The 23,420-nt window shown below is 70.1% G+C and carries 15 protein-coding genes; 4 read left to right on the top strand and 11 right to left on the bottom strand.

What is annotated here, in order from left to right; translation table 11 throughout:
• Window position 1 precedes the first annotated feature (1 nt).
• From Aau02nite_RS10280 to Aau02nite_RS10235, 10 genes are all read right to left on the bottom strand, one after another.
• Window positions 2-1,690: a vWA domain-containing protein gene (locus Aau02nite_RS10280; RefSeq protein WP_212988112.1), complete on the bottom strand. Its 1,689-nt coding sequence runs from the start codon at window positions 1,688-1,690 to the stop codon at window positions 2-4.
• 1 nt (window position 1,691) lies between these two features.
• Entirely contained in the window at window positions 1,692-3,908 is a 2,217-nt protein-coding gene (locus tag Aau02nite_RS10275; protein ID WP_212988111.1) for a hypothetical protein, read from the bottom strand.
• 62 nt (window positions 3,909-3,970) lie between these two features.
• Entirely contained in the window at window positions 3,971-5,143 is a 1,173-nt protein-coding gene (locus tag Aau02nite_RS10270; RefSeq protein ID WP_212988110.1) for a toll/interleukin-1 receptor domain-containing protein, read from the bottom strand.
• A gap of 75 nt (window positions 5,144-5,218) precedes the next feature.
• On the bottom strand, window positions 5,219-6,505 hold the full coding sequence (locus Aau02nite_RS10265) for a helix-turn-helix domain-containing protein (protein ID WP_212988109.1): 1,287 nt from the start codon (window positions 6,503-6,505) through the stop codon (window positions 5,219-5,221).
• 10 nt (window positions 6,506-6,515) lie between these two features.
• Complete coding sequence (locus Aau02nite_RS10260) at window positions 6,516-7,241, bottom strand: hypothetical protein (RefSeq protein ID WP_212988108.1); 726 nt, start codon at window positions 7,239-7,241, stop codon at window positions 6,516-6,518.
• A gap of 158 nt (window positions 7,242-7,399) precedes the next feature.
• Window positions 7,400-8,029, bottom strand: a complete 630-nt coding sequence (locus tag Aau02nite_RS10255) for a TetR family transcriptional regulator (protein ID WP_212988107.1) — start codon at window positions 8,027-8,029, stop codon at window positions 7,400-7,402.
• Between the two features lie 50 nt (window positions 8,030-8,079).
• Window positions 8,080-8,742 carry a response regulator transcription factor gene (locus Aau02nite_RS10250; protein ID WP_212988106.1) on the bottom strand — a complete coding sequence of 221 codons (663 nt, stop codon included), beginning with the start codon at window positions 8,740-8,742 and terminating at the stop codon, window positions 8,080-8,082.
• Entirely contained in the window at window positions 8,739-9,896 is a 1,158-nt protein-coding gene (locus tag Aau02nite_RS10245) for a sensor histidine kinase (RefSeq protein ID WP_212988105.1), read from the bottom strand. Before Aau02nite_RS10245 ends, Aau02nite_RS10250 begins: the two co-directional genes overlap by 4 nt.
• 22 nt (window positions 9,897-9,918) lie before the next feature.
• The gene (locus Aau02nite_RS10240; protein ID WP_212988104.1) at window positions 9,919-12,093 is read right to left on the bottom strand and encodes an MMPL family transporter; all 2,175 of its coding nucleotides are present in this window, start codon (window positions 12,091-12,093) and stop codon (window positions 9,919-9,921) included.
• A gap of 429 nt (window positions 12,094-12,522) precedes the next feature.
• Window positions 12,523-13,965: a ricin-type beta-trefoil lectin domain protein gene (locus Aau02nite_RS10235; RefSeq protein WP_212988103.1), complete on the bottom strand. Its 1,443-nt coding sequence runs from the start codon at window positions 13,963-13,965 to the stop codon at window positions 12,523-12,525.
• A gap of 310 nt (window positions 13,966-14,275) precedes the next feature.
• Here Aau02nite_RS10235 and Aau02nite_RS10230 point away from each other — a divergent pair, with 310 nt between their 5' ends.
• From Aau02nite_RS10230 to Aau02nite_RS10215, 4 genes are read left to right on the top strand one after another with little or no spacing between them, the layout of a single operon-like run.
• Window positions 14,276-17,080, top strand: a complete 2,805-nt coding sequence (locus Aau02nite_RS10230; protein WP_246595032.1) for a PQQ-dependent sugar dehydrogenase — start codon at window positions 14,276-14,278, stop codon at window positions 17,078-17,080.
• An 11-nt stretch (window positions 17,081-17,091) separates the two neighbouring features.
• Entirely contained in the window at window positions 17,092-18,789 is a 1,698-nt protein-coding gene (locus Aau02nite_RS10225) for a ThuA domain-containing protein (protein WP_212988101.1), read from the top strand.
• A 20-nt stretch (window positions 18,790-18,809) separates the two neighbouring features.
• Window positions 18,810-21,665, top strand: coding sequence for a glycosyl hydrolase family 95 catalytic domain-containing protein (locus Aau02nite_RS10220; RefSeq protein ID WP_212988100.1), 2,856 nt, complete (start codon window positions 18,810-18,812; stop codon window positions 21,663-21,665).
• 44 nt (window positions 21,666-21,709) lie between these two features.
• Complete coding sequence (locus Aau02nite_RS10215) at window positions 21,710-22,996, top strand: RICIN domain-containing protein (RefSeq protein WP_212988099.1); 1,287 nt, start codon at window positions 21,710-21,712, stop codon at window positions 22,994-22,996.
• A gap of 3 nt (window positions 22,997-22,999) precedes the next feature.
• On the opposite strand, the gene Aau02nite_RS47830 is transcribed toward Aau02nite_RS10215, so the two are convergent.
• Window positions 23,000-23,386, bottom strand: coding sequence for a transposase (locus Aau02nite_RS47830; protein ID WP_212988098.1), 387 nt, complete (start codon window positions 23,384-23,386; stop codon window positions 23,000-23,002).
• Window positions 23,387-23,420 lie beyond the last annotated feature (34 nt).

Raw genomic sequence — 23,420 nt, 5'->3', positions numbered from 1 at the left:
GTCAGCCCTGCTCGGGAATCCTGAAGCCGGACGGCGCCGGCGGTATGGGGCTCTCGGTCCCATCGAGCGCGGCCTGACCGCAGCCGATCACGTAGCGCCGCAGGAATTCCGTCAGTCCTGTGATGGTGGCGTCGCGGTTGTCGGACACGAACGCCAGCTCCGGGAAGGACGCCAGCGCCCCGATTTCCTTCGCCGCTGCGCCGGGCAGGCCGATACTGACGATCTCGGGACGGCGGCGCTGGTTGAGGAGCCGCTGGTGCGGCGCGGCCCAGTCGTCGTCGCGAGGTGCGGCTGCGCTGACGAGGACGATCGACGGCGGGCGCACTGACGGGTGCTGCACCTGAAGGTCCGCGAGCTGCGCGGGTACGTGCTCCAGCAACCAGCGGAAAAGCGCCCCGTGGTCGGCGCTGCCCCGCGCCACCAAGGGCGGGGTACGGGTTTCATCGCTGATCCGGCTGAGTGGCACCCGCTCCGAAACACCGTCGGCGTACCCGAGAACGCTCAGCCGCACGGCCGCCGCGATCCTCGGAAGGCCGGCCACCGCTGACAGCGTCTGTTGCACGGCGTCCTGGAGATCGTCGATCCACGGTGCGCCCACCGGCGACTCGTCCACGATCAGGTAGACGGGAACCAGATTCGGCGGCGGTGACACCGGCTGGATCGAGGGCGCCGGTGCACTTCGTTGTGGCAGCGGATCGTCCCAGCCGATCGCCGCCGGGGCCGCCGGTGGCTGTGGCTCCTGCACTGAAGCAGTTGTCCGGATGACTCCGGCTGATCCCTCCAGGTGCCGTACGGCCGCGGTGACCAGGGGAGCGATGTCGGGCTGCTGGATCAGGCCGTTCTCGGCCATGCCACCGAGCATCGATTGCCAGCGGTCGTCGCGCTTCTCCGCCTGTGCCTGCCGTGACTCCTCGAGGTCGGCGAGCATCTTCATCGCCCCGGCGGTGTCGCCGGGGTTGCGCTCCAGATGGAGTTGCACCATGGCCGCGGGGTCCAGCGCGCGATTACCGATGACCAGCCGTTCGCGTTCCTGGCGCCGGTGGTCGGCGGCCTGGCGAAGCAGTTCGATCTCGGTCTGCCGCGCGACGTCGTTGAGCTGGCCGGGGTGCTGCGCGGTCTTGACGTTCTCCTCCCGCCGGGCCGCCTCGAGATCCTGCAGATAGGTGCGGCCGAGGTCGTCGAGCGACAGCCGGGCCTGGACGGCGAGGATCGTGATCCCGCCGGTCAGTAGGGTGTCCCGGTGGAACCGGGCGTGGATGGCCTGCTCGGCCTCTTCAGCTTCCTCGATCGCGTACTGACGAGTGATCGGCCGGCAGGCGGCCAGCAGATGGCCACGGATCAGAGGTACCGCGTCCTGCACCTTCTGCTCGATCACCTCCGCCGGGTCGGTGACGCGGAAGGAGACACTGATGGCAGCGTTGAAGTGGTAGGTGTCGTTCTGCGTCGGCAGGGGGTCCTTGATGAAGTCGAGGCTGAGATGGTGGTGACTGATATCCACCTCGTAGCGGGTCCGGTACTTGGTGAGGACCTGATCCGACCAACGCATCGGCTTGCCGCCGTCGAGGACCTCCAGGTCGCCGTCCCGGGTCGCGTAGACCACCGCGATGGACGGGGTCCGGCCGCGGGCAGGCTTGATACCGACCATCTTGACCGGCTCGGTCGTCAGAATCAGCGGGATGGAGTCGGGCATCTCAGTTTCCTCCCGGCGCGAGCTGCGCCATCACAGCTTGATGAGCCCGCGGCAACGGGATCAAGGTCTCGGGTTCCACCCAGCGGGCAGCGAGGCGGATCAGGATCTGACGGATCCGGTCGTCCGGGACGGGCAGCCCGACCGTCGCGCGAAGCAGCCGTAGCAGGACGTCGAGCTGTTCTCCGTCGTGCTCCGCCAGGCCGGCCCATCCGGACAGAACGGCGTGGGCCTGCTCGTGCAGAATGCTTTCCGCGACCGCCCGCTGCCACAGTGCGAACAGGGGACCGCGGAGGGCCTCGACGCTTTGCGCCAGGTGAAGAAGAGTCGGCCAGCGGGTGCCCGGCCCACCGTCCTCAGCCGGCGCCCAGGTGACCATGCTGTCCGCAAGGATCAGGAAGGCGAGCTGCGCGGGTCTGGTCCTGCGTCCGTCGGTGAACCATGCGAGCAGGGCCGTGCAGGCCATCGGCGCCGTCCCGGCCGGGTCCTGCAGAATCAGGTCTGCCAGTGCGTCGCCCACGGCGAGCGCGACCGTGAACTCGTCGATGGTGGCGAGCCGCCCCAGCCGATCGATGGTCGCTGCGGGATCGAGCGAGCCGACCCCGGCACCGTACGCGCGGGCGGCGGTGGCCTGCATGCGCGGCTGCTGCCGGTTGGCGTACCAGGACGTGACGACTGCCGCGGCACTCGCCGCCAGTTGAGGATCGACGGCAGCCTCCCGCAGGGCGTAGGCGACCGCCTCACGGATCCGCCGGTCCTTGCTGTTGGCCCAGCGGTGAAACACGGTGGTGCAGAGATAGTCGAAGGAGTAGCGGGCCAGTATTCCCAGAGTGCTCGCCGCATAGATGCGTACCGGCTCCGAGGCGGCGACGATCAGTTCGCCCAACCATTCCAGCAAGGTCGGCTGGATCTGGTAGCCCCGCCACGCCCGTTCGATGACCTGCGTCGGGTAGTCCGGATCCTGGTAATGCACAGTGCGCACCGGGACGGTGCCGTACGCGTACCGGATCTGCTCGTCGGTGTCCGCCGCCCGCAGGGTTTGCAGCAGCCGGGCCGTCGGCGTCTGGAGCCGATCCTGCCGGGCGATGCGCAATTCGGGGCCACTGGCCTGGGCGGTGGACAGCACCAACTGCTGGGCGTGTTCCAGCTTGCGCCGCAGCCGCCGCGCCGCCGCGGCCACCTCCTCATAAGGCAGTCCGTCGAGCACCGCCAGTGCCACGGCGAAGCTGCGTTCCTCGGCACCGCGCAGACCGTCGAACCAGAGATCGAAGGCTTGTTCGCGGTGCTGTCGATGGCGCGCCCGGACTTGAAAGCCGTTGACCGCGCCGTCATCGTCGCGTTCCAGACTGATGATCGCGGCGAGATCGGCCGCGGACCGGCAGCTCGCTTCGCTGGCGCCGAGCTCGGCGATGAGTTCGCCGACCGTCGGGTTGTCGAGCAGCTTGGCGGCCACTACGTCGTTGCAACGCCAGCCCAGGTGGCTGGTGATGATCCGCTTGTGATCGATCGGCTGGGCGGGGAGATCGAGGACGTACCGGTGCAACTCATCGTCCGCCGGGTGTACTTCGGAGTGCAGCGTGATCACCAGCCGCGCGTTCGCGTCGGTCAGCGCCTTCTCGAGGTTCTGCAGGGTGAAGCCCCGCAGTTTGGCGGCGTGCACCGGCTGGCAGAGCAGGAAGCCGATGCCGCCCTCCGCGCCGCCGAGGGTTCCCGCCTGCTCGGCGATCGAGTCCGCCAGCCGGCTGACGTCGACCTCCGGGTCGAGACCGTAGATCGTCTCGACCTCGCCGGACAGAAGCCGGATCGCACAAGCGTCCTTGCCCTGTCCGGCCCGTCCGCGCACGATCGTGCTGCGGTGCGCCCGGAACCGCTCGCTGAGGTCTCCCCAGTTGTCCGGGTTGACGAAGGCGTAGCGCACCGGTTCGGTGAGGTCGGGGGAGAGTTCCTGGAGCGGCATCGTCTTGTCGGCGAAGCGAAGTTCGATCTTGTGGCCGGCGATCTTGTCCCCGCCGATCCGGTCACCGTGGACGGTGCGCGCCGCGCGCCAGTGCTCGTTGCGGGAGGTGCCCTCGCCCGAGCGTGACGTCGCCTCGCCGGGTTCCGACCAGGAACCCGTATCGGCGCCCTCGACCGGAGCCGTCGGTAGCCCTGCGTCCGGCGCAGCCGCCGCCTCGCCCGGCTGCGTGGAAGCGGGCTGTGCCGGCGCCGGCGTGCCGGGCACCGCGGCGGTGCCGATGGTCGGTGCCACCGGCGTGGTGGTCGTAGTGGTGGGCGACGGTGAAGTCACGCGGCGCCACCGCCGCCATAATTGATCTTGCTTCCGGCGACTTTGTCACCCATCACGAAGTCACCAGCGACGTCGCCGACCTGGGCGACGTCGCCGGTCACCCGCCCGACCGAGTTGTGCGGTGCCGGAGCCGGGCGTTGCGGCGGCAGGCCGCGCGGATGCGCGAAGCCCGGCACGTGGACCCAGGCGGCCGCTGCGCCGGGAAGGTCCACCCGTGCGTACGCCGACTTGTCGATCAGGCGATGGCCGGGGCGGATCACCAGGTGGTGCAGCTCGTCGGTGACGATCAGCACCAGCCGGGCCGCCGCTGTCGCCGCAAGCACGCTGTCCAGCACGGAATCACCGATGAGCCGCCGCGCATCCGCCATCGCCGTCGCCGGGTCACCGTGGGCCATCGAGATTCGCAGCGGCCCGGCGTCCGGCACTGAGGACAGTTCCCGGTCCAGCGCGGGAACCAGTCCGGTGATCAGGGCTATCGCGTCTCTTTCGCCCGGACAGGTCACTCGCAACCGTGCGCCGTCGTGGTGCACCACACCAGTGGATATCGAGGCTTGCGCCAACAATCGTTCGACCAGCGCGGCAGGCGGTCCCGCTCGGCCGTCCGGGTCGATCAGCACAACGGTGCCAGCGGGCGGCTGTGACTCGCTCATGGGTGGTTCTCCACCGTAGGTGCGAGCCAGGTCGTCGACCAGGGTGCGGACATCAGCCTCGGCGGTGCGGGCGTGCACGCGCCGGTACTGGCGGGTGACCAGTGGCTGAATCTCCGTGGGCAGGTCCGCGGCGGCAGGCATCGCGGTGCCGCCAACCAGGACGGGCACGATATCCAGGCCGATCCGCAGCGCGAAGGCGATCTCCTGCCGGACGAAGTCGCCGGGCTCCAGCAACCGGTTGCTGTTGCCCGTCCCGGTGAGCCAGCGCGGGCCGATGACGACCACCAGCACCGAACTGCGCGCCAGGTTCCGCCAGAGCACCGGCTCGAAATCGGTGCCGGGCGGGATGGAGCGGCTGTCCCGGAACACGTTCGCGGCGCCGAAACGGGCGGACAAGGCATCGTCCAAGGTCACCGCGGCGAAGCTTTCGTCACCCGTCCGGTAATTGATGAAGATGATAGCCATCGGCGCGGTGATCTCCCTGTATGCCGTGCAAGCCCGATCAGCTTGCTGCGGCATCCACTCACCGACAAGCCGTTGTCCGTCTTCAACCCAGCGGACAACGGAGTCTTTTCATCACCGGACGGGCGACCCCTATCGAGTACCCGCCGGCCGGGCAAGGGCCAGCACCAATGCCAGCTCGGCGATGAGCTTGCGGCTGGCCGGGTGCCGCTGCCTGCGGCTCAAGACCCGGCGGAGATCAAGCACGTCACTTCGAATCGTCGCGGAGTCCACCGTGGGCAGCAGACGAACCACTTCGCCCGCCGCCTCGCACGCCTGGTCCAGCTGGCCGGCCTCGGCGTGGGCCAGCGCCAGCCGAGCTCCGTAGCGGGCTCGCGCCCGCACTGCTGACCGGGGGATCGACGTCATCTCGTGATGGAGGATCTCCGCCGCCTCGGCCGGCCGGCCGAGGTCGTTGAGGCACCAGCCGCGGGCCAGGGCGATCGGATCCCGTACGGTCCACGACCCGATCATCTCGTTCGCTCCGGTGTCGCCGAGCAGGTCGGCGGCACGGTCCAGGCAGCGCATGGCACCGGCGTGATCGCCGCCGAGGGCGCGGCCCTGCGCCTCGCGTTGTGCCGCCAGGCCGCGTACCCGTGCGGAACAGTCGGCCCGCTGAGCCCGCTGTGCCGCCGTCACCGTGGTGATCGAATCGCCCCGGTAGAGTGCGATCAGGGCATGGCGGACCAGGGCGTACGGCCCGAGGTCCCGGTCGCCTGCCTCGTGCGCGAGGTCAGCGGCCCGATCGGTCCACCAGCCGGCGGCACGGCCGTCACCGGATTCCTGGCTCATCCACCCGGTGTACTCGGCGAACCGTGCCGCGAGCAGCAGGATCGGCGGACGCTCGGTGGTTGATGCCACCGAAGCAGCCATGCGCAACGTGTGCGCCTGAGCGATGAGCGACGGCAGCAGGGCGCCCGGCGCGACGTTCTGGCCCAGCACGCGGAAGGCCCGGAACATGGCGCCGAACGCGCTCACCAGGTCCTCCCCGTGCGGGAACTGATCCGTCCGCGGGGGCACCGACCATGCGGTGGTCAGGGTCGATCCGGATGCCCAGGATTCACGGGCCGGAACCACGACCAGCTCGCCGTGCCCGTCGGGCGCCATGCTCATCCGCCAGTACTCGCCTCCGCCGGCGGTCTCGTCGGCCGTCGCGGCGACGGACACCCGGTCCAGGAGTGCGACCAGCGCCCCACCGGCCTCGAGCTCGGCGTCGCAGCGGCGGGCGAGTTGCAGGCTGGGCGCCTTCACCGAGGTCTCCACCTTGCTCAGATGGCTCTTGCTGTAGTGCACCCGCCGCGCCAGCGCCGACAGCGACAGTCCGGCCGCCTCCCTCCGCTGCCGCAGCTGGTGGCCGAAAAGGACCGCGCGCTCCGCCATGAGCGCGATGCTAACGATCGATAGTGATCAAATCAGTAGCCCTGCGGGGGATTGCCCAGGGACCTTCCAATGTGCCGGAGACGATGTCGGTAGTGTTCGGCACCCCCGCGAGTTCGCCGAAGCTCAGCACGTATTCACGCAGTCTCGCTTGCATGGTGCCCAGTTCCGTCCGGCACTGTTCGTGCAGGGGCCACTCGGTCTCCGGCTGTCCCGGATGGAGATCGTGCCAGTCGCTCAGGGCGCGGTGCCAATACGTGAGGAACGGACGCAGCTCGCTGTTCAGCATGGTGATGGCCAGTTGCTCGACGGTGGGCTCACTGCCCGTCTGCCGCGACGGCGGGTTCTCCTTGAGGACGGTACGGGTGAACGCCAGCAGTCCGTGCAACGAAGTCAGTGCCGAGCGCAGCCGACCGCCGCCATCCGAGAAGGGCTGGGTGGAGATGCGGGTGATGAGCTCGACGAACAGCTTCCATGCGACATGCTGGCTCTCCCGGGTCACCGCGAAGCGTAACTGGCTGAACTGCGGTACGGACATCGTCACCTCGGTCAGCCGGACGGACCGGCTGTGTCCGTAGAGCGCCAGCCCGGCCGCGAGGCCGACGGCACCCCCGCACACGGCGAACAGCGCCCGCCCGGACAGCAGGGTGCTCTGGTGGACGACGACGCCGGCCACTGCGCCCAGCGCTAGAAAAAACAGGACTCGCAGGAATCGCCGGCGATACCACTTCTGCCTCAACTGGTTCACCCGTCCGCTGGACCTGGGAGGTCACGATGTGAAGAGATGGCTCAAGGTTAGGAGGTCGTTGCACACCGTGGTGTCCTGGATCCGACACTGGGGAGAGGCTTCCCTCCCTGGTGAGGTCGCGTAACCGGCTGGCCCGTTCGGCCGAGAGATCAAGGGAGCCGCGTGGCCGCGGTCCGGCGCCGCCCTCGCGAGGAGGGTTTCGTTTCACTCCTCCCAGCCACGGGCACTATCGTGCCAAGAAGCGACATCACGGTCTCGGTCATGGTGGCCAGGTCGGTGTCGTCGTCGGCTTCCAGCCACTTCCGGTATGCCGTACGGAAGACCTGGCTCCCCGCGTTCGCCGCGAGTTCGGCGAGGTCGGGGTCGATTCCGTGCCGGCGGAGGGCGTCGCCGAGTCCCTCGGCCAGCCGCTGCTGTTTGATCAGTTCCCGCTCCAGCAGATCGGGGCTGGACGCGATCATCGCGCCGCGCCGCCGCTGGACAGCCCGCGAGCCGAGTTTCTCCCAGTCGAAAGCGGCCAGAGTCCGGGTCACCGCCCGGAGCGGCTCGGAGACGTCGGCCGTCTGCCGAAGCTCCTGCACGAGCGTTTCGTTGAGCGCGTCCGCGTCGGCGAACAGCACTTCTTCCTTGTCCGGGAAGTAGCGGAAGAAGGTCCGGGCGGTCACCCGCGCCCGTTGAGCGATCTGGACGGCGCTGGTGTCCTCGTACCCTTGCTCTTCGAACAGTTCCATGGCGGCCTGTTTCAGCCGCTCCGCACTGCCGTGTTCCCACCGGGGCATGGCGTCAAGATACCTGCCCGGATGACCCGCCGTGACAACGCGGGGGCCGCTCACCGCACCCGGACCAGCCCCTGCTGGTAGGCGGCGACGACCAGCTGGGCGCGGTCGCGGGCCCCCACCTTCATCATCGCCCGGTGGATGTGTGTCCGGACCGTCAGCGGGCTCACGACCAGCCGCTCGGCGATCTCCTGGTTCGACAGGCCGTGGGCGGCCAGGGCGGTGATCTCACGCTCCCGGTCGGTCAGCGTCGCCAGCGAGCCTCCGGGCAGCTCGTCGTGGCTGCCCGGCCCGGACAGGAAACGGTCGATCAGCGTACGGGTGGCTGCCGGCGAGAGCAGCGCCTCCCCGCCGACCACGGTCCGGATCCCGGCGAGCAGGCCCTCCGACGTGACGTCCTTGCCGAGGAACCCGCTGGCCCCGGCCTCGAGCGCGCGGGCCACGTACTCGTCGGTCTCGAACGTGGTGAGGATCAGCACGCGGGTGCCGGCCAGTTCCGGCGTGGAGCAGATGCGCCGCGTCGCGGCCAGCCCGTCGAGGACGGGCATCCGGATGTCCATCAGCACCAGGTCCGGCCGGTGCTGCCGGGCCAGGCCGGCCGCTGCCTCGCCGTCGGCGGCCTCGGCGACGACCGTCATGTCGTCGCAGGAGTCGATCAGCATGCGGAACGTCGAGCGCAGCAGCGCCTGGTCGTCGGCGAGCAGGATCTTGATCATCGGGATACCTGGTCTTCCTGCCATGGGGCCAGAGGGATGGTGAGGGAGACCGCGTACCGGTCCGGGCCGGCCGGACCCGCCTGGACCGATCCGCCGACCGCGAGCGCGCGCTCGCGCATGCCGATCAGCCCGTAACCTCCGGTTCCGGCCGGAGCGGGGCGGGCCGAGGTGTTCGTCACGTGGACGGAGAAGGTGTCCGCGTCGTACGCCAGGGAGATCGTGACGACCGGGCGGACCGCGTGTCTGGTCACGTTGGTCAGGGCTTCCTGGACGATCCGGAACGCGGTGAGCTCGACCAGCGGCGGTAGCGGCCGCGGTGCCCCGGCGCTGACCACCCGGACGTCGATCCCGGCCGCCCGGCAGGATTCGATCAGCTCCGGGAGCTGATCGAGGCCGGGCGCCGGCGTGGTGGCCGCCGGGGAGTCGTCGCCGGGGCCGCGGAGCAGTCCCACGGTGGCTTTGAGCTCCCGCAGGGCGGCCGAGGTGGAGCCGCCCAGTCCGGCGAGCAGCTCCCGGGCCTGATCGGGATGCTTGGTCAGCAGGTGGGCCGCGGTCCCGGCCTGCGCGTTCGCGACGGCCAGGTGATGGGCGACGACGTCGTGCAGGTCCCGGGCGATGCGCAGGCGTTCCTCGCTCAGCCGGCGGCGCATGTCGTCCTCCCGGCTGCGTTCGGCGTCCTCGGCGCGGTCCTGGACCATCCGCAGGTACGCCTGCTGGGCATGGGTCATCCGTCCGGCGAACACGGCCGGTAGCAGCCACAGGGCGACGCCGACGGTCCGCAGGAGCAGGGACCCTCCCGTCGGGGTCGGGTCGGTCGTCGCTCCGCCCAGGATCACCGCGGTCACCGCGATCCCGGTCCACCAGGCGGCCGCCCGGGGGCCGCCGAGAACCGTCAGCCGGTACAGGCAGCCGATCAGCGGGGCCAGCAGCAACGGCGTCGGCAGGTAGCCGGCCGCGCAGGCGGCGGCCTCGCAGCAGATCGCGACGACGGTCGCGGCGCGCGGGAACCGGGCGGACGCGAACAGGGCCACGCTCGCGACCAGGCTCAGCATCGCACCGGGAAGCAGTTCGGCCGGCCGGAAGATGCCCTCGGTGCTGAGGCTCGCACCGAGGGCAGCGAAGATGAACGCGACCAGCGCGGCCAGCACGTTCATCGGTCCGACACTACCCGGTTGATCAACGCGCGCTCAGCACATGGACCGGCTCCGGCTGCTCTTCGCTCAGCGACTCGCCTTCGACGTCGACGTGCGGCAGCACCCGGTCGAGCCATCGTGGCAGCCACCAGGCCCGCTCGCCGAGCAGCTGCAGGACGGCGGGTACCAGCGTCAGCCGTACCACGAAGGCGTCGAAGAAGACCGCGACCGCGAGGCCGAGGCCCACCATCTTGATCAGCGGTTCGTGGGCCGCCGCGAACCCGCCGAACACCGCGATCATGATCACCGCGGCCGCGACCACCACCTTCGAGCTCTGCGTGAAGCCGGTGACGATCGCTTCGTGGGCCGGCGTGCCGTGCGCGTGGGCCTCGCGCATCCGCGACACCAGGAAGACCTCGTAGTCCATGGCCAGCCCGAACACGATGCCCACCAGCAGGATCGGCATCAGGCTCATGACCGGACCGGTCTGCTCGACGCCGAGCACGTCGGCCGCCCAGCCCCACTGGAACACCGCCACGATGACGCCGAGCGCGGCGAACAGCGACAGCAGGAACCCGAGCGCCGCCTTGACCGGCACCCATACCGACCGGAACACCACCAGCAGGAGCAGCACGGCAAGACCGATCACGATCGACACGTACGGCACCAGCGCCGACTGCGTCTTGCGGGCCATGTCGATGTCCAGCGCGGTGGTGCCGGTGATCTCGTAGCTCACCTGTCCGGCCGCCTCCACGCCCGGTCGGGCGGCCCGCAACGTCTGCACCAGATCCTCGGTGCGTTCGTCGGTCGGGCCGGTCGACGGCACGGCGGTGAGGATCGCCGTGTCGCCCGCCTGGTTGAAGGTCGCCTTGGACACCGACACCACGCCGCTGCTCGTCCTGATGCTGTCCGCCACGGTCGCCACCGCGGCCGCCGGATCCGCGGCACCACGCGCGTCGACCACCACCGTCAGCGGGCCGTTGAACCCGGGACCGAACGCCGAAGCCCGCAGATCGTACGCGCGCCGCTGGGTCTCGGTGACCGGCAGCGACGCGTCCCCGGGCGTGCCGAGCTGGAGAGACAAGGCCGGTACGGCGATCGCGGCCAGCAGCGCGGCACCGGCCAGCGTGAGCACGAGCGGACGGCGCAGCACCAGCCGCATCCACGGGCGGGCAACCGGGAAGCGGGGAGAGGCAGGGACACCGCCACGGCGGTGCGATCGGGCCAGGACGCGGTTCGGGGCGAAACCCAGCAACGCCGGGACCAGGGTCAGCGCCACCAGCACCGCCACCACCACGGCACCCGCGGCGGCCAGGCCCATCTTGGCCAGCGACGGGATCCCCACCACCGACAACCCGGCGAGCGCGATCACCACGGTCGTGCCGGCGAAGGCCACCGCCGAGCCGGCCGTTCCCACCGCGCGACCGGCCGCCTGCTCGGCGTCATCCCAGCCGTGGCGTTCCTCCCGGAAGCGGGAGACGACGAACATCGCGTAGTCGATGCCGACCGCCAGCCCCAGCATCAGGGCGAGCATGCCGCTGGTGATCGCCATCTCCAGCGGGCCGGCCACCGCCCAGACGCCGAGGAACGAGATGGCCACCCCGATGATCGCCGTGAGCAGTGGCAGACCCGCCGCCACCATCGAACCGAAGGTCATCAGCAGCACGACCGCGGCGATCGCCACTCCGGCGAGCTCCATGGGACTCATCTTGGTGCCGGTCTTGAGCGCCGAGCCGGACATCTCCGTGGTCAACCCGGCACCGCGCGCCTGCTCCACCGCGTCAGCCAGCGTGGTACGCGACTCCTCGGTCACCTCGGACGACGGCACCCGGTACGACACCGACGCGAACCCGGTCGAACCGTCGGCGCTGATGCTCCCACCGGCCGAGGGCGGGACGACCCGCGCCACCTGAGGACCGCCGGAGATCGAGGCCAGTGCGGCGTCGACGGCCTTCGCATTCTCGGCGGACGTCAATGCCTGACCCGGCGGAGCAACGAACACGATGGTCGCCGACGCCCCGTCCGCGGCGGCGCCGGGGAAGCGGTCCGCGATCAGGTCGAACGCCTGCTGCGACTCGATTCCGGGCATCGTCGCCCTGGTGTTGACCGGGCCCTCGGACTTGACGGCGAGCAGTACCGCCCCGCCGAGCGCGAGCAGCCACAGCGCGACGACCAGCCACCGCCGGCGATAGGAAAAGCGACCAAGACGACTGAGCATGCCTGCCATGTGACGACACTCCACTTCCTTGTCGAACGTTGCTCAAAGCCTCTCGGCCGAGCCACGGTCGCGTCGTCGTGCAGGTGCAGGCTTCGCATACGGAGATCGCCGTACGGTCCGCGCCGGCCCGGGCGGGCCGGTTGCTCCTCAGGCAGCAGATTGAGGGCGCTGATCGCGGTGAGCACCGCGACCAGCGCATAGAGATATTCCACCGATGTTCCCCCGTGGTCGAACCGTTCGATTACCGGACTGCGGAAATCAGAAATCCACGAGGCTGGAGGGTGTCCACGCGGTTCGAGGTGATGTTGTTCCGCTCGAAGATCGGCAGGTTGTTGGCGACGGACTTCGCCGGACGTCAATTCCGGACCGGGAACTGCTGTGCCGACGATATCGATCCGCACTCTCGTTCCGCTCTTTCCGGCGCGGAGATTACGTGCGGGACCACGCCTGGTTGGATCCGCCCGTGCAATCCCACAGCTGCACGCGGGCACCGTTCGCGGTTCCGCTCTGCGCCACGTCGAGGCAGCGTCCGGAGGCCACCCCGGTGATGGTGCCGTTGCCGTTGATCGTCCACTGCTGGTTGGTGCCGCCGTTGCAGTCGTAGATGACGACGGCCGTGCCGTTGACGGTGCCTCTGCCCCGGGCGTCCAGGCACTTGTTGCCGTAGACCCGCAACTCCCGGGCTGATGTCCCGGCCCACTGCTGGTTCGTGCCGGTGCCGCAGTCGTAGATGGCGACCTGGGTGTTGTTGACGGTGCTGACGGCGGGCACGTCGAGGCACCGGCCCGAGCCGGTGTTGCGCAGCCGGTTGCCGGGCGCCGGGTCCGGGTCCGGGCCGGTGAGGCCCCAGGCGTACCGCAGCCGTCCGGCGCCGGTGGCGTTGGGAGTGGTCAGGGTCAGGTTGGTGCCGCTGCCCTGCAGCTTCTGCATGGCGTACCAGTCGTCGTTCTGGCCGGCGGTGAGCTTGCCGCCGATGCCGGGCCAGTACACCGAGCCCATGCCGAGCTCGCGGAGCACCTGGGTGGTGGCGCGGAAGTAGCGGACGAAGTTGTCGGTGCTGGCGGCGTCGTCGTAGTTGAGGCCGGTGTCCATGGGCGCGCCGAACTCGTCGATGACGGTGCGATCGGCGCAGCTGCCGATGGCGTCCCTCAGGTAGCTCACCCAGGCGTCGTACGTCTTCGCACCGCTGAAGAACGTATAGTGGTGCAGGGACAGATACGTCCCGTCGAAGCGGCTGTCGGCGCACACGGTCCTGATGTCCTGGTTGAATCCGGAGCCGCTGATGAAGATGCGGTTGCGGGGGATCGACGGCCGCGCGGTGAGCCATGCGGCGGCCACGTTCTTCCATTCGGCGGCGCTGTAGCCGTGCGGCTCGTTCATCGGTTCGAAATGGACGAGTGCGTTGGCGCCGTACTTGGTCACCACGGTGTTCCACATGGCATCGAACGCGCCGGCGTCGGTGAGGCGGCCACCGGTGGACGCCCGGCCGTCGTCCCAGTACGAGAGGATGACCTTCATTCCCCGGGCGGTCGCCGAGTCGATGACGCCGGTGTAGGAGTTCCACCAGGCCGTACCGACGGAGTACGTGTTGATCGGCAGCCGGACGGTGTTCGCGCCCAGATTGCGCTCGAAGCCGGCGAAGACGGCGTCCGCTTTGGCCCGGACGGTGGTGTAGCTGTCGTTGCTGCTCAACCCGTACAGGACCAGTGGTCCTGAGGTGAAGTTGTCGCCGGCACGGGCCCAGTTGACGCCCTGGAACTGGTTCGTGGCCGCCGAGGCGCTCGGTGCGGTTGTCGCCAGGGCCAGCGGGATCGCCGTGAGCGCCGCGACGGCCAGCGCCGCGAGCCGGTGTGCCGTACGTCGTCGGATCATGGCTACTCCTTCAAGGGCATTGACAGTCGGCAATATAGGCAGACTGTTAGCGGTCTCACAAGCGCCGTATCCGTCCGGCCGGGCCGGCCCGTCGTAACACTTTTTTCGAACATTTCTCGGCTGGCGCGTACAACGATCTTCGATCGGTCCTTCGGCGTAACCGCGGCGCAGCCTCGCCGTAACACTCCATTGACCGGCGCCAATCGACAGCTATAACGTATGACGTCTTACGTCGATGTTACGGCGAGGAGTGCGGCGCTCATGCCCGCCCCGCCGGACGCTGCCACCCAGAAGGCGACGCCCTATGACAATGCGCGCGTTGACCGCCACGGCGGTCGCATTCCTCCTGGCCGCCGGTACGGCGGTGACCATCGCCGCCCCCGCATCGCCGGCCGCCGCCCATCCGGTCAACTCGGCCGACTTCCAGCAGGTGGAGCTGGCCCGCGGCGTCGCCGAACTGGGCGAGCCGATGTCGATGGCGGTGCTGCCGGACCGCTCGGTCCTGCACACGGCCCGCAACGGGGTGCTGCGCCGGACCACCGCCGCCGGAGTCACCAGCGTGATCGGGACCCTGCCGGTCTACACGCACGACGAGGAGGGCCTGCAGGGCGTGGGGGTGGATCCGGGGTTCGCCGGCAACAGGTTCATCTACCTCTACTACGCGCCGCCGCTGTCCACTCCCGGCGGGGACGCGCCGGCCACCGGGACGGACTTCTCGGCCTGGAACGGCGTGAACCGCCTGGCCCGGTTCACGCTCAACGCCGACTTCACGCTCAACATGTCCAGCCAGGTGACCGTCCTGGAGAACGCCACCAACCGCGGCATGTGCTGCCACGTCGGCGGCGACATCGACTTCGACGCGGCCGGCAACCTGTACCTGTCCACCGGCGACGACTCCAACCCGTTCGACTCGGGCGGCTACACCCCGATCGACGAGCGCAGCAACCGCAACCCGGTCTACGACGCGCAGCGCACCGCCGGCAACACCAACGACCTGCGCGGCAAGGTGCTGCGGATCAAGGTCAACGCCAACGGGACGTACTCGATCCCGGCCGGCAACCTGTTCCCGCCCGGCACCGCCGGCACCCGGCCGGAGATCTACGCGATGGGCCTGCGCAACCCGTTCCGGCTCAGCGTCGACAAGCCGACCGGCGCGCTGTACGTCGCCGACTACGGACCGGACGCCGGCACCACCAACTCGAGCCGCGGCCCGGCGGGCCAGGTCGAGTTCAACCGGATCACGTCGGCCGGCAACTACGGCTGGCCGTACTGCACCGGCTCGAACACCACCTCGGAGACGTACGTCGACTACGTGTTCCCGTCCGGGCCGTCGGGCAACCGGTTCAACTGCGCCGCGCCGGTCAACAACTCGCCGCGCAACACCGGGCTGACCAACCTGCCGGCCGCGCGCCCCGCGTGGATCAAGTACGACAACTGCTCGCTGGCCGCGTTCGGCTGCGGCTCCGAATCACCGATGGGCGGCGCGGTGTACCGCTACGACGCGGCCAACCCGTCCACGGTGAAGTTCCCCCCGGCCCTTGACGGGCACTACTTCGCCACCGAGTTCGGCCGGCGCTGGATCAAGACCATCGACGTCAACGCCGACGGGTCGGCCGGGCAGATCAGCGACTTCCCGTGGCGCGGCACGCAGGTCATGGACAGTGCCTTCGGCCCGGACGGCGCCCTGTACGTCCTCGACTACGGCACCGGGTGGGGGAGCGGCGACGCCAGCTCCGCGCTGTACCGCATCGAGTACAACCCCGCCGGCAACCAGGCACCGGTCGCCCGGGCCGGCGCCGACCGTACCTCCGGGGCCTCGCCGCTCACCGTGAACTTCTCCGCCGCCGGATCCTCGGACCCGGAGGGCGGGGCGCTGACCTACTCGTGGAACTTCGGCGACGGCAGCACCTCCACGCAGGCCAATCCGAGCCACACCTTCACCGGCAGCGGCCAGCGGGCGGTCACGCTCACCGTGACCGATCCGGCCGGCCGTACGGGCAGCGCGACGGTGACCATCACCGTCGGCAACACCGCTCCCACGGTCACCCTGAGCACGCCGATCGACGGGACCCTGTTCGCCTTCGGCGACAACGTGCCGTACACGATCACGGTGTCGGATCCGGAGGACGGCACGGTCGACTGCACCCGGGTGAAACTGACCTACCTGCTCGGCCACGACGACCACGGCCACGCGATCAGCTCGCGGAACGGGTGCTCGGGAACGCTGCCGATCCCGGTGGACGGCGAGCACGACACGGCCGCCAACCTGTTCGCGGTCTTCGACGCCGAATACACCGACAACGGCGCGTTGACCACCCACTCCCAGAACGTGCTGCAACCCCGCCACCGGCAGGCCGAGCACCGCAACAGCCAGTCCGGCACCACGGTGTACAGCAAGGCGGCCGCCGAGGGCGGGCAGACGGTCGGCGACATCAACAACGGCGACTGGATCGCGTTCCAGCGTTATGCCCTGGCCGGTGAGAACAGGTTCACGGCGCGGGTGTCCTCCGCCGGCTCGGGCGGCACGCTCTCGGTGCGCTCCGGCTCACCGACCGGCACCGTGCTCGGCACGGTCACCGTCCCGGTCACCGGGGGCTGGGAGACCTTCACCGAGGTGTCCACCGCGCTGTCCGGGGTTCCGGCCGGCACCACCACGCTGTACCTGACCTTCCACGGCGGGAGCGGCACCCTGTTCGACGTGGACGCGTTCGGCTTCGGCGCGGCCCCGCCCACCGGCGGCACCGGCCCGATCACCGCCGCGGCCGGCAAGTGCGTCGACGTCAACGGGGCCGGCTCCGCCGACGGCACGAAGATCCAGCTGTGGACCTGCAACAGCGGCACCAACCAGCGGTGGACCCGCACCGGCTCCACCCTGCGGGCGCTCGGCAAGTGCATGGGCGTCGCCGGTGGTGCCACCGCCGACGGCAGCCTGGTGCAGCTGTCGACCTGCACCGGCACCGGCGGGCAGAACTGGACCGCGGGAGCCAACGGCTCGCTGGTCAACGCCGGGTCCGGCAAGTGCCTGGACGCCAACGGCGGCAGCTCCGCGGACGGCACCCAACTGATCATCTGGAGTTGCCACGGCGGCACCAACCAACGCTGGACCCTGCCTTGAGAGGAACAGCCATGCGCCAATCCATCCGCAACCTGCTCGGCGTCGCCGCGGCGACGTTGATGATCCTGGCGGGCACCGGCAGCACGCCGGCGAGCGCCGCGGACGCGCCGTACGACGTGCTGGTGTTCTCCAAGACCGCCGGCTTCCGGCACGACGCCATCCCGGCCGGCATCCAGCTGATCCGGGAGCTGGGCGCGGCCAACAGCTTCACGGTCACCGCGACCGAGGACTCGGCCCAGTTCAACGCCACCGAGCTGGCCCGGTACGAGGCGGTGGTCTTCCTCAACACCACCGGTGACGTGCTCAACGCCGGCCAGCAGACCGCCTTCGAGAACTACATCCGCGGCGGCGGCGGGTACGTCGGCGTGCACTCCGCCGCGGACACCGAGTACGACTGGTCGTTCTACGGCGAGCTGGTCGGGGCGTACTTCGCCTCGCACCCGGCGATCCAGCCGGCCACCGTCCGGACGGAGAACCGGGCGCACGCGGCGACGTCGGGGCTGAGCCCGGCCCAGACGCGCACCGACGAGTGGTACAACTACCGCACCAACGTCCGCTCCTCGGCGCGGGTGCTGTCGACGCTGGACGAGTCGAGCTACTCCGGTGGCACGATGGGCGCCGACCACCCGCACACCTGGTGCAAGACCCTGCAGGGCGGCCGCTCCTTCTACACCGGAGCCGGCCACACCCAGGCAAGCTATGCCGAGGCGGGCTTCCGGTCGCTGGTGCTGGGCGGCATCCGGTACGCGGCCAACCGCACCAAGGCTGACTGCCGCCCGGAGACCGGCTACACCACCCTCTACAACGGCGCCACCACGGGCTGGTCGCAGGCCGGCCCCGGCAGCTTCAGCAACAACGACGGCACGCTGACCTCCGCCGGCGGGCTGGGCATGCTCTGGTACAGCACCAAGGAGTTCCGCTCCTACTCGCTGAAGCTGGACTGGATGGTGCCCGGCGACGACAACTCCGGGGTGCTGATCGGCTTCCCGGCGGGCAGCGACCCGAACGCGGCCATGGCCAACGGCTACGAGGTGCAGATCGACGCCACCGACGCCGCGGACCGGACCACCGGATCGGTGTACGGCGTCAAGTCGGCCGATCTCGCCGCCCGGGACGGCGCGCTCAACCCACCCGGCGAATGGAACACCTACGAACTGCTGGTGGAGGGCGAACGGCTGCAGGTCCTCCTGAACGGCGTCAAGATCAACGACTTCGTCAACGCCGACCCGCAGCGGTCGCTGACTTCTGGACACATCGGCATCCAGAACCACGGCACCGGCGACGACGTGTCGTTCCGCAACATCCGGATCAAGGAACTGGGCGGCACGACGACGCCCCGGGTCGGCCCAGTCACCGGTGTCGCCGGCAAGTGTGCCGATGTCAGCGGCTCCGGCTCGGCCGACGGCACGAAGGTCCAGCTGTGGACCTGCCACGGCGGCGCCAACCAGCAGTGGACGGTCACCGGCAGCACACTGCGCGCCCTGGGCAAGTGCCTGACCGTCGCCGGCACCGCGAACGGCAGCCCGGTGCAGCTGTCGACTTGCACCGGCGGCGGCGGGCAGAACTGGACGGCCGGGGCGAACGGCGCGCTGGTCAGTTCGCAGTCGGGCCGATGCCTGGACGCCAACGGTGGCAGCTCAGCCGACGGCACCCAGCTCATCGTCTGGAGCTGCCACGGCGGCACCAACCAGCGCTGGACCCTCCCGTAGCTACCGGTTGGAGACCCACCATGTCGGAAGTGACCCGAAGGAAACTGCTCGCAGCCGGGGCGGCCGGGGCCGGAGCGGCGCTGCTGCCGACGGGGTGGACGGCCGTCGCCCGGGCCGGGGCCGCCGCCCCGCCCCGGGTGCTGGCCGCCGGTGACCTCGCGCTCTGGTACGACGAAGCGGCCGGCACCGACTGGCTGCGGGCGCTGCCGGTCGGCAACGGGCGGCTCGGTGCGATGGTGTTCGGCAACCTGGACACCGACCGGCTCCAGCTCAACGAGGACACCGTGTGGGCCGGTGGCCCGTACGACTCCGCCAATCCCCGCGGGGCCGCCAACCTGGGTGAGATCCGGCGGCGGGTCTTCGCCGACCAGTGGACCCAGGCCCAGGATCTGATCAACCAGACGATGCTCGGCAGCCCCGCCGGGCAACTGGCCTACCAACCGGTCGGCAACCTGCGGCTGTCGTTCGGCAGCGCCGGCGGGGCGTCGCAGTACCACCGGATCCTCGACCTGACCACCGCGACCGTCACCACGACGTACGCGCTCAACGGGGTGCGGTACCAGCGCGAGGTGTTCGCCAGCGCCCCCGACCAGGTGATCGTGGTCCGGCTGACCGCCGACCGGGCCAACGCGCTGACCTTCACCGCCACCTTCGACAGCCCGCAACGGACCACCGTGTCCAGCCCCGACGGCGCGACGATCGGCCTCGACGGCATCTCCGGCACCATGGAGGGCAAGAACGGCTCGGTGCGGTTCCTCGCCCTGGCCAAGGCCACCGTCACCGGCGGTACGGTCAGCAGCTCCGCCGGCGTGCTCAGAGTCTCCGGCGCCACCTCCGTCACCCTGCTCGTCTCGATCGGCACGAGCTACGTCGACTTCCGTACCGTCAACGGCGACTACCAGAACATCGCGCGGACCCGGCTGGGCGCTGCCGGCACAGTCGGCTACGACCAGCTGCGAGCCCGGCACCTGGCCGACTACCAGGCGCTGTTCAACCGGGTGACGATCGATCTGGGCCGCACCGCCGCGGCCGACCAGACCACCGACGTGCGGATCGCCCAGCACGGCAGCGTCAACGACCCGCAGCTGTCCGCGCTGCTGTTCCAGTACGGCCGTTATCTGCTCATCTCGTCCTCGCGGCCCGGCACCCAGCCGGCCAATCTCCAGGGCATCTGGAACGAGGAGATGGCGCCGTCGTGGGATTCCAAATACACCATCAACGCGAACCTGCCGATGAACTACTGGCCGGCCGACACGACCAACCTGGCCGAGTGCTTCCAGCCGGTGTTCGCCATGATCAAGGACCTGACCGTGACCGGCGCCCGCACGGCCCAGGCCCAGTACGGCGCGGGCGGCTGGGTCACCCACCACAACACCGACGCGTGGCGGGGCTCGTCGGTCGTCGACGGCGCCTTCTGGGGCATGTGGCAGACCGGCGGCGCCTGGCTTGCCACCCTCATCTGGGACCACTACCTGTTCACCGGCGACCTCGAGTTCCTGCGCGCCAACTTCCCGGCGATGAAGGGCGCGGCCCAGTTCTTCCTCGACGCGCTGGTCACCCACCCGACGCTCGGTTACCTGGTCACCAACCCGTCCAACTCCCCGGAGCTCGCCCATCACCCGGACGCGTCGGTGTGTGCCGGACCCACCATGGACAACCAGATCCTGCGGGACCTGTTCACCGGGTGCGCCCGGGCCAGCGAGACGCTCGGCGTGGACGCCGCCTTCCGTACCCAGGTGCTCGCGGCCCGCGACCGGCTGGCGCCGACCCGGGTCGGTTCGCGCGGCAACATCCAGGAATGGCTGGCCGACTGGGTCGAGACCGAACGCAACCACCGGCACGTCTCCCACCTGTACGGGCTGCACCCGAGCAACCAGATCACGCGGCGGGGCACACCGGCGTTGCACGCGGCCGCCCGCCGGACGCTGGAGCTGCGTGGTGACGACGGCACCGGCTGGTCCCTCGCCTGGAAGATCAATTACTGGGCCCGGCTGGAGGACGGCACCCGCGCCCACAAGCTCCTCCGCGACCTGATCCGCACCGACCGGCTGGCGCCCAACATGTTCGACCTGCACCCGCCGTTCCAGATCGACGGCAACTTCGGGGCCACCTCGGGCATCGCCGAGATGCTGCTGCAGAGCCACACCGGCGAACTGCACCTGCTGCCCGCGCTCCCGCCGGCCTGGCCGGCCGGCAGCGTCAGCGGGCTGCGCGCCCGCGGCGGATACACCGTGGGTGCCACCTGGAGCAGCAGCCGCGTCGAACTGGTCGTCACCCCCGACCGTACGGGGGCCGTCCGGCTGCGCAGCCCGCTCCTCACCGGCACCGCCGAGCTGCGCGACGAGACCAGCGGCACCGCGGTCCAGCCGGCGCGGCCCGAGGCCGGGCTCATCGAGTTCACCGCCCAGGCCGGGCACACCTACCGGGCGTCCGTGGTCCGGGCCGGGCTGGTGGAGACCGGCGTCCACTACCGGCTGGTGGCCCAGCACAGCGGCAAGGCCGCCGACATCAACGGTGCGTCCACGGCCGCCGGTGCACAACTGGTCCAGTGGCAGCCGGCCGGCGGCCTCAATCAGCAGTTCGATTTCCTGTCCTCGGACGGCGGCTACCACCGGATCCGGGCGCGGCACAGCGGTCTGGTCCTCCAGGCGGCCGGCAGCAGCACCGGCACCGACATCACCCAGCAGCCCGACACCAACGCCACCAACCAGCAGTGGCGGGTGGAGGACCAGGGCGGCGGGGTGGTCAGGCTGGTCAACCGGCAGAGCGGCCTGGCCATGGACGTGTGGCAGGCGTCGACCGCCGACGGCGCGCGCATCTCGCAGTGGACGCCCTCCACCGGCGCCAACCAGCGATTCCAGCTCCAACGGCTCTAGATCTGTCCAAATCCAGCAGGACCCCGACGTAGCGAGGTTGCATGATGTCGATCCACCGATCGCTGGGACCGGTTCTGGTCGCGGCGGTGCTCGGCCTGGCCCTGGGCGCTGTGGCGCAAGGTAGCGCTGCCGGCGCCGCCGCGGCGACCCCCGGATGCGGCAAGGCCCCGGCGCTGACGAGCGGCACGCACACCATCCAGAGCAGTGGCAAGAGCCGTTCCTTCATCCTGAGCGTCCCGGCCAACTACGACAACAACCGGCAGTATCGGCTGATCTTCGGCTTCCACTGGTGGGGTGGCACCGCCGAGGCTGTCGCCTCCGGCGGAAGCGACGGCGACGTCTATGCCCACTACGGGCTCCGGCGGCTGGCCGACAACAGCGCGATCTTCGTCGCGCCCCAGGGCATCGGCAACGGCTGGGCCAATACCGGCGGCGAGGACGTGACCTTCGTCGACGACATGATCAGACGGCTCGACAACGACCTGTGCATCGACACGACGCAGCGTTTCTCCCTGGGTTTCAGCTACGGCGGCGCCATGAGTTACGCGCTGGCGTGTGCCCGGCCGGCTGTCTTCCGGGCGGTCGCGGCCATCGCCGCCCCCGGACCGATCAGCGGCTGCAGCGGCGGCACGCAGCCGTTCGCGTACATGGGCGTGCACGGCATCGGCGACAACATCGGCGCCGGACGAGCGCTGCGGGACAGGTTCGTCCGGAACAACGGCTGCACCCCCCAGAACCCACCGGAGCCCGCTGCGGGCAGCCGGACCCACATCACCACCACCTACTCAGGATGCCAGCAGGGATATCCGGTTGTCTGGGCCGCCTTCGACGGCGGGCATCAGCAAGGCCCGGTGGACGGGTGTGCCGGCTGTGAGAGCGGCGCCCGCAGCTGGGTCAAGGAAGAGGTGTGGAAGTTCTTCACGGGCGAGAACCCCGGCCCCGGCCCGAACCCGACCGGCTTCCGGCTGCGCAGCGAGTCCGCCGGCCGGTGCCTGGACGTCAGCGGCGCCAGCTCGGCCAACGGTGCCCAGACCCAGATCTGGGACTGCCACACCAACCCCAACCAGCAGTTCGCCCAGAACGGACAGACCCTGCGGGTGACGGGCAAGTGCCTGGACGTGCCCGCCAACGCCGCGGCCGGCACCCGGGTGCAGATCTGGGACTGCAACGGCGGCGCCAACCAGCAGTGGAACCTCAACGGCAACGGCACGATCAGCAACGCCCAGAGCGGCTTGTGCCTGGACGTCACCGGCGCCGGCACCGCCAACGGCACCGCCGTGGTCGTCTGGACCTGCCACACCAGCGCGAATCAACGCTGGGCCCGAGCGTAGCGCTCACCCCGAGGCAGCCCCGGCATCGCCGGGGCTGCTTTCTGCGGGTGCCCAGGCGCGGTGCGGGGTGGGCCGGGTCCTGGCGATCCAGGCGGTTTGCTCACGTCGACGTTCGGTGAGGGTTTCGTGGCGCCGTCCGGGCGGTGGTTGCGGTTGTTCGTGCGGCTGGTGCCCTTGACCGCGCCGTGCGGTGTTCCAGGCGGCGCGGCGTTGCTCGTCGAGGGCGTCCGTGGCCCGGGCGACCACGTCGAACGAGTCGGCGCAGCGGATCGCTTGAGGGCAGTGTTCGAGGACGGACCGCCGGATCCAGCCGCCCGGTGTCGTGGTCGACCACGTGCCGCGGGCAGAACACCCGCGGCGCGTCGGCCTCGACGAACGCGCAGACCGCATGAAGGCGGCCCCGGCATCGCCGGGGCCGCCGCTC

Origin of the sequence: Actinoplanes auranticolor (assembly GCF_018332655.1) — a bacterium.
Lineage (GTDB): Bacteria > Actinomycetota > Actinomycetes > Mycobacteriales > Micromonosporaceae > Actinoplanes > Actinoplanes auranticolor.
Note: the sequence above shows the minus strand (reverse complement) of the source record. Positions and strands in the feature narration are given on the sequence as shown.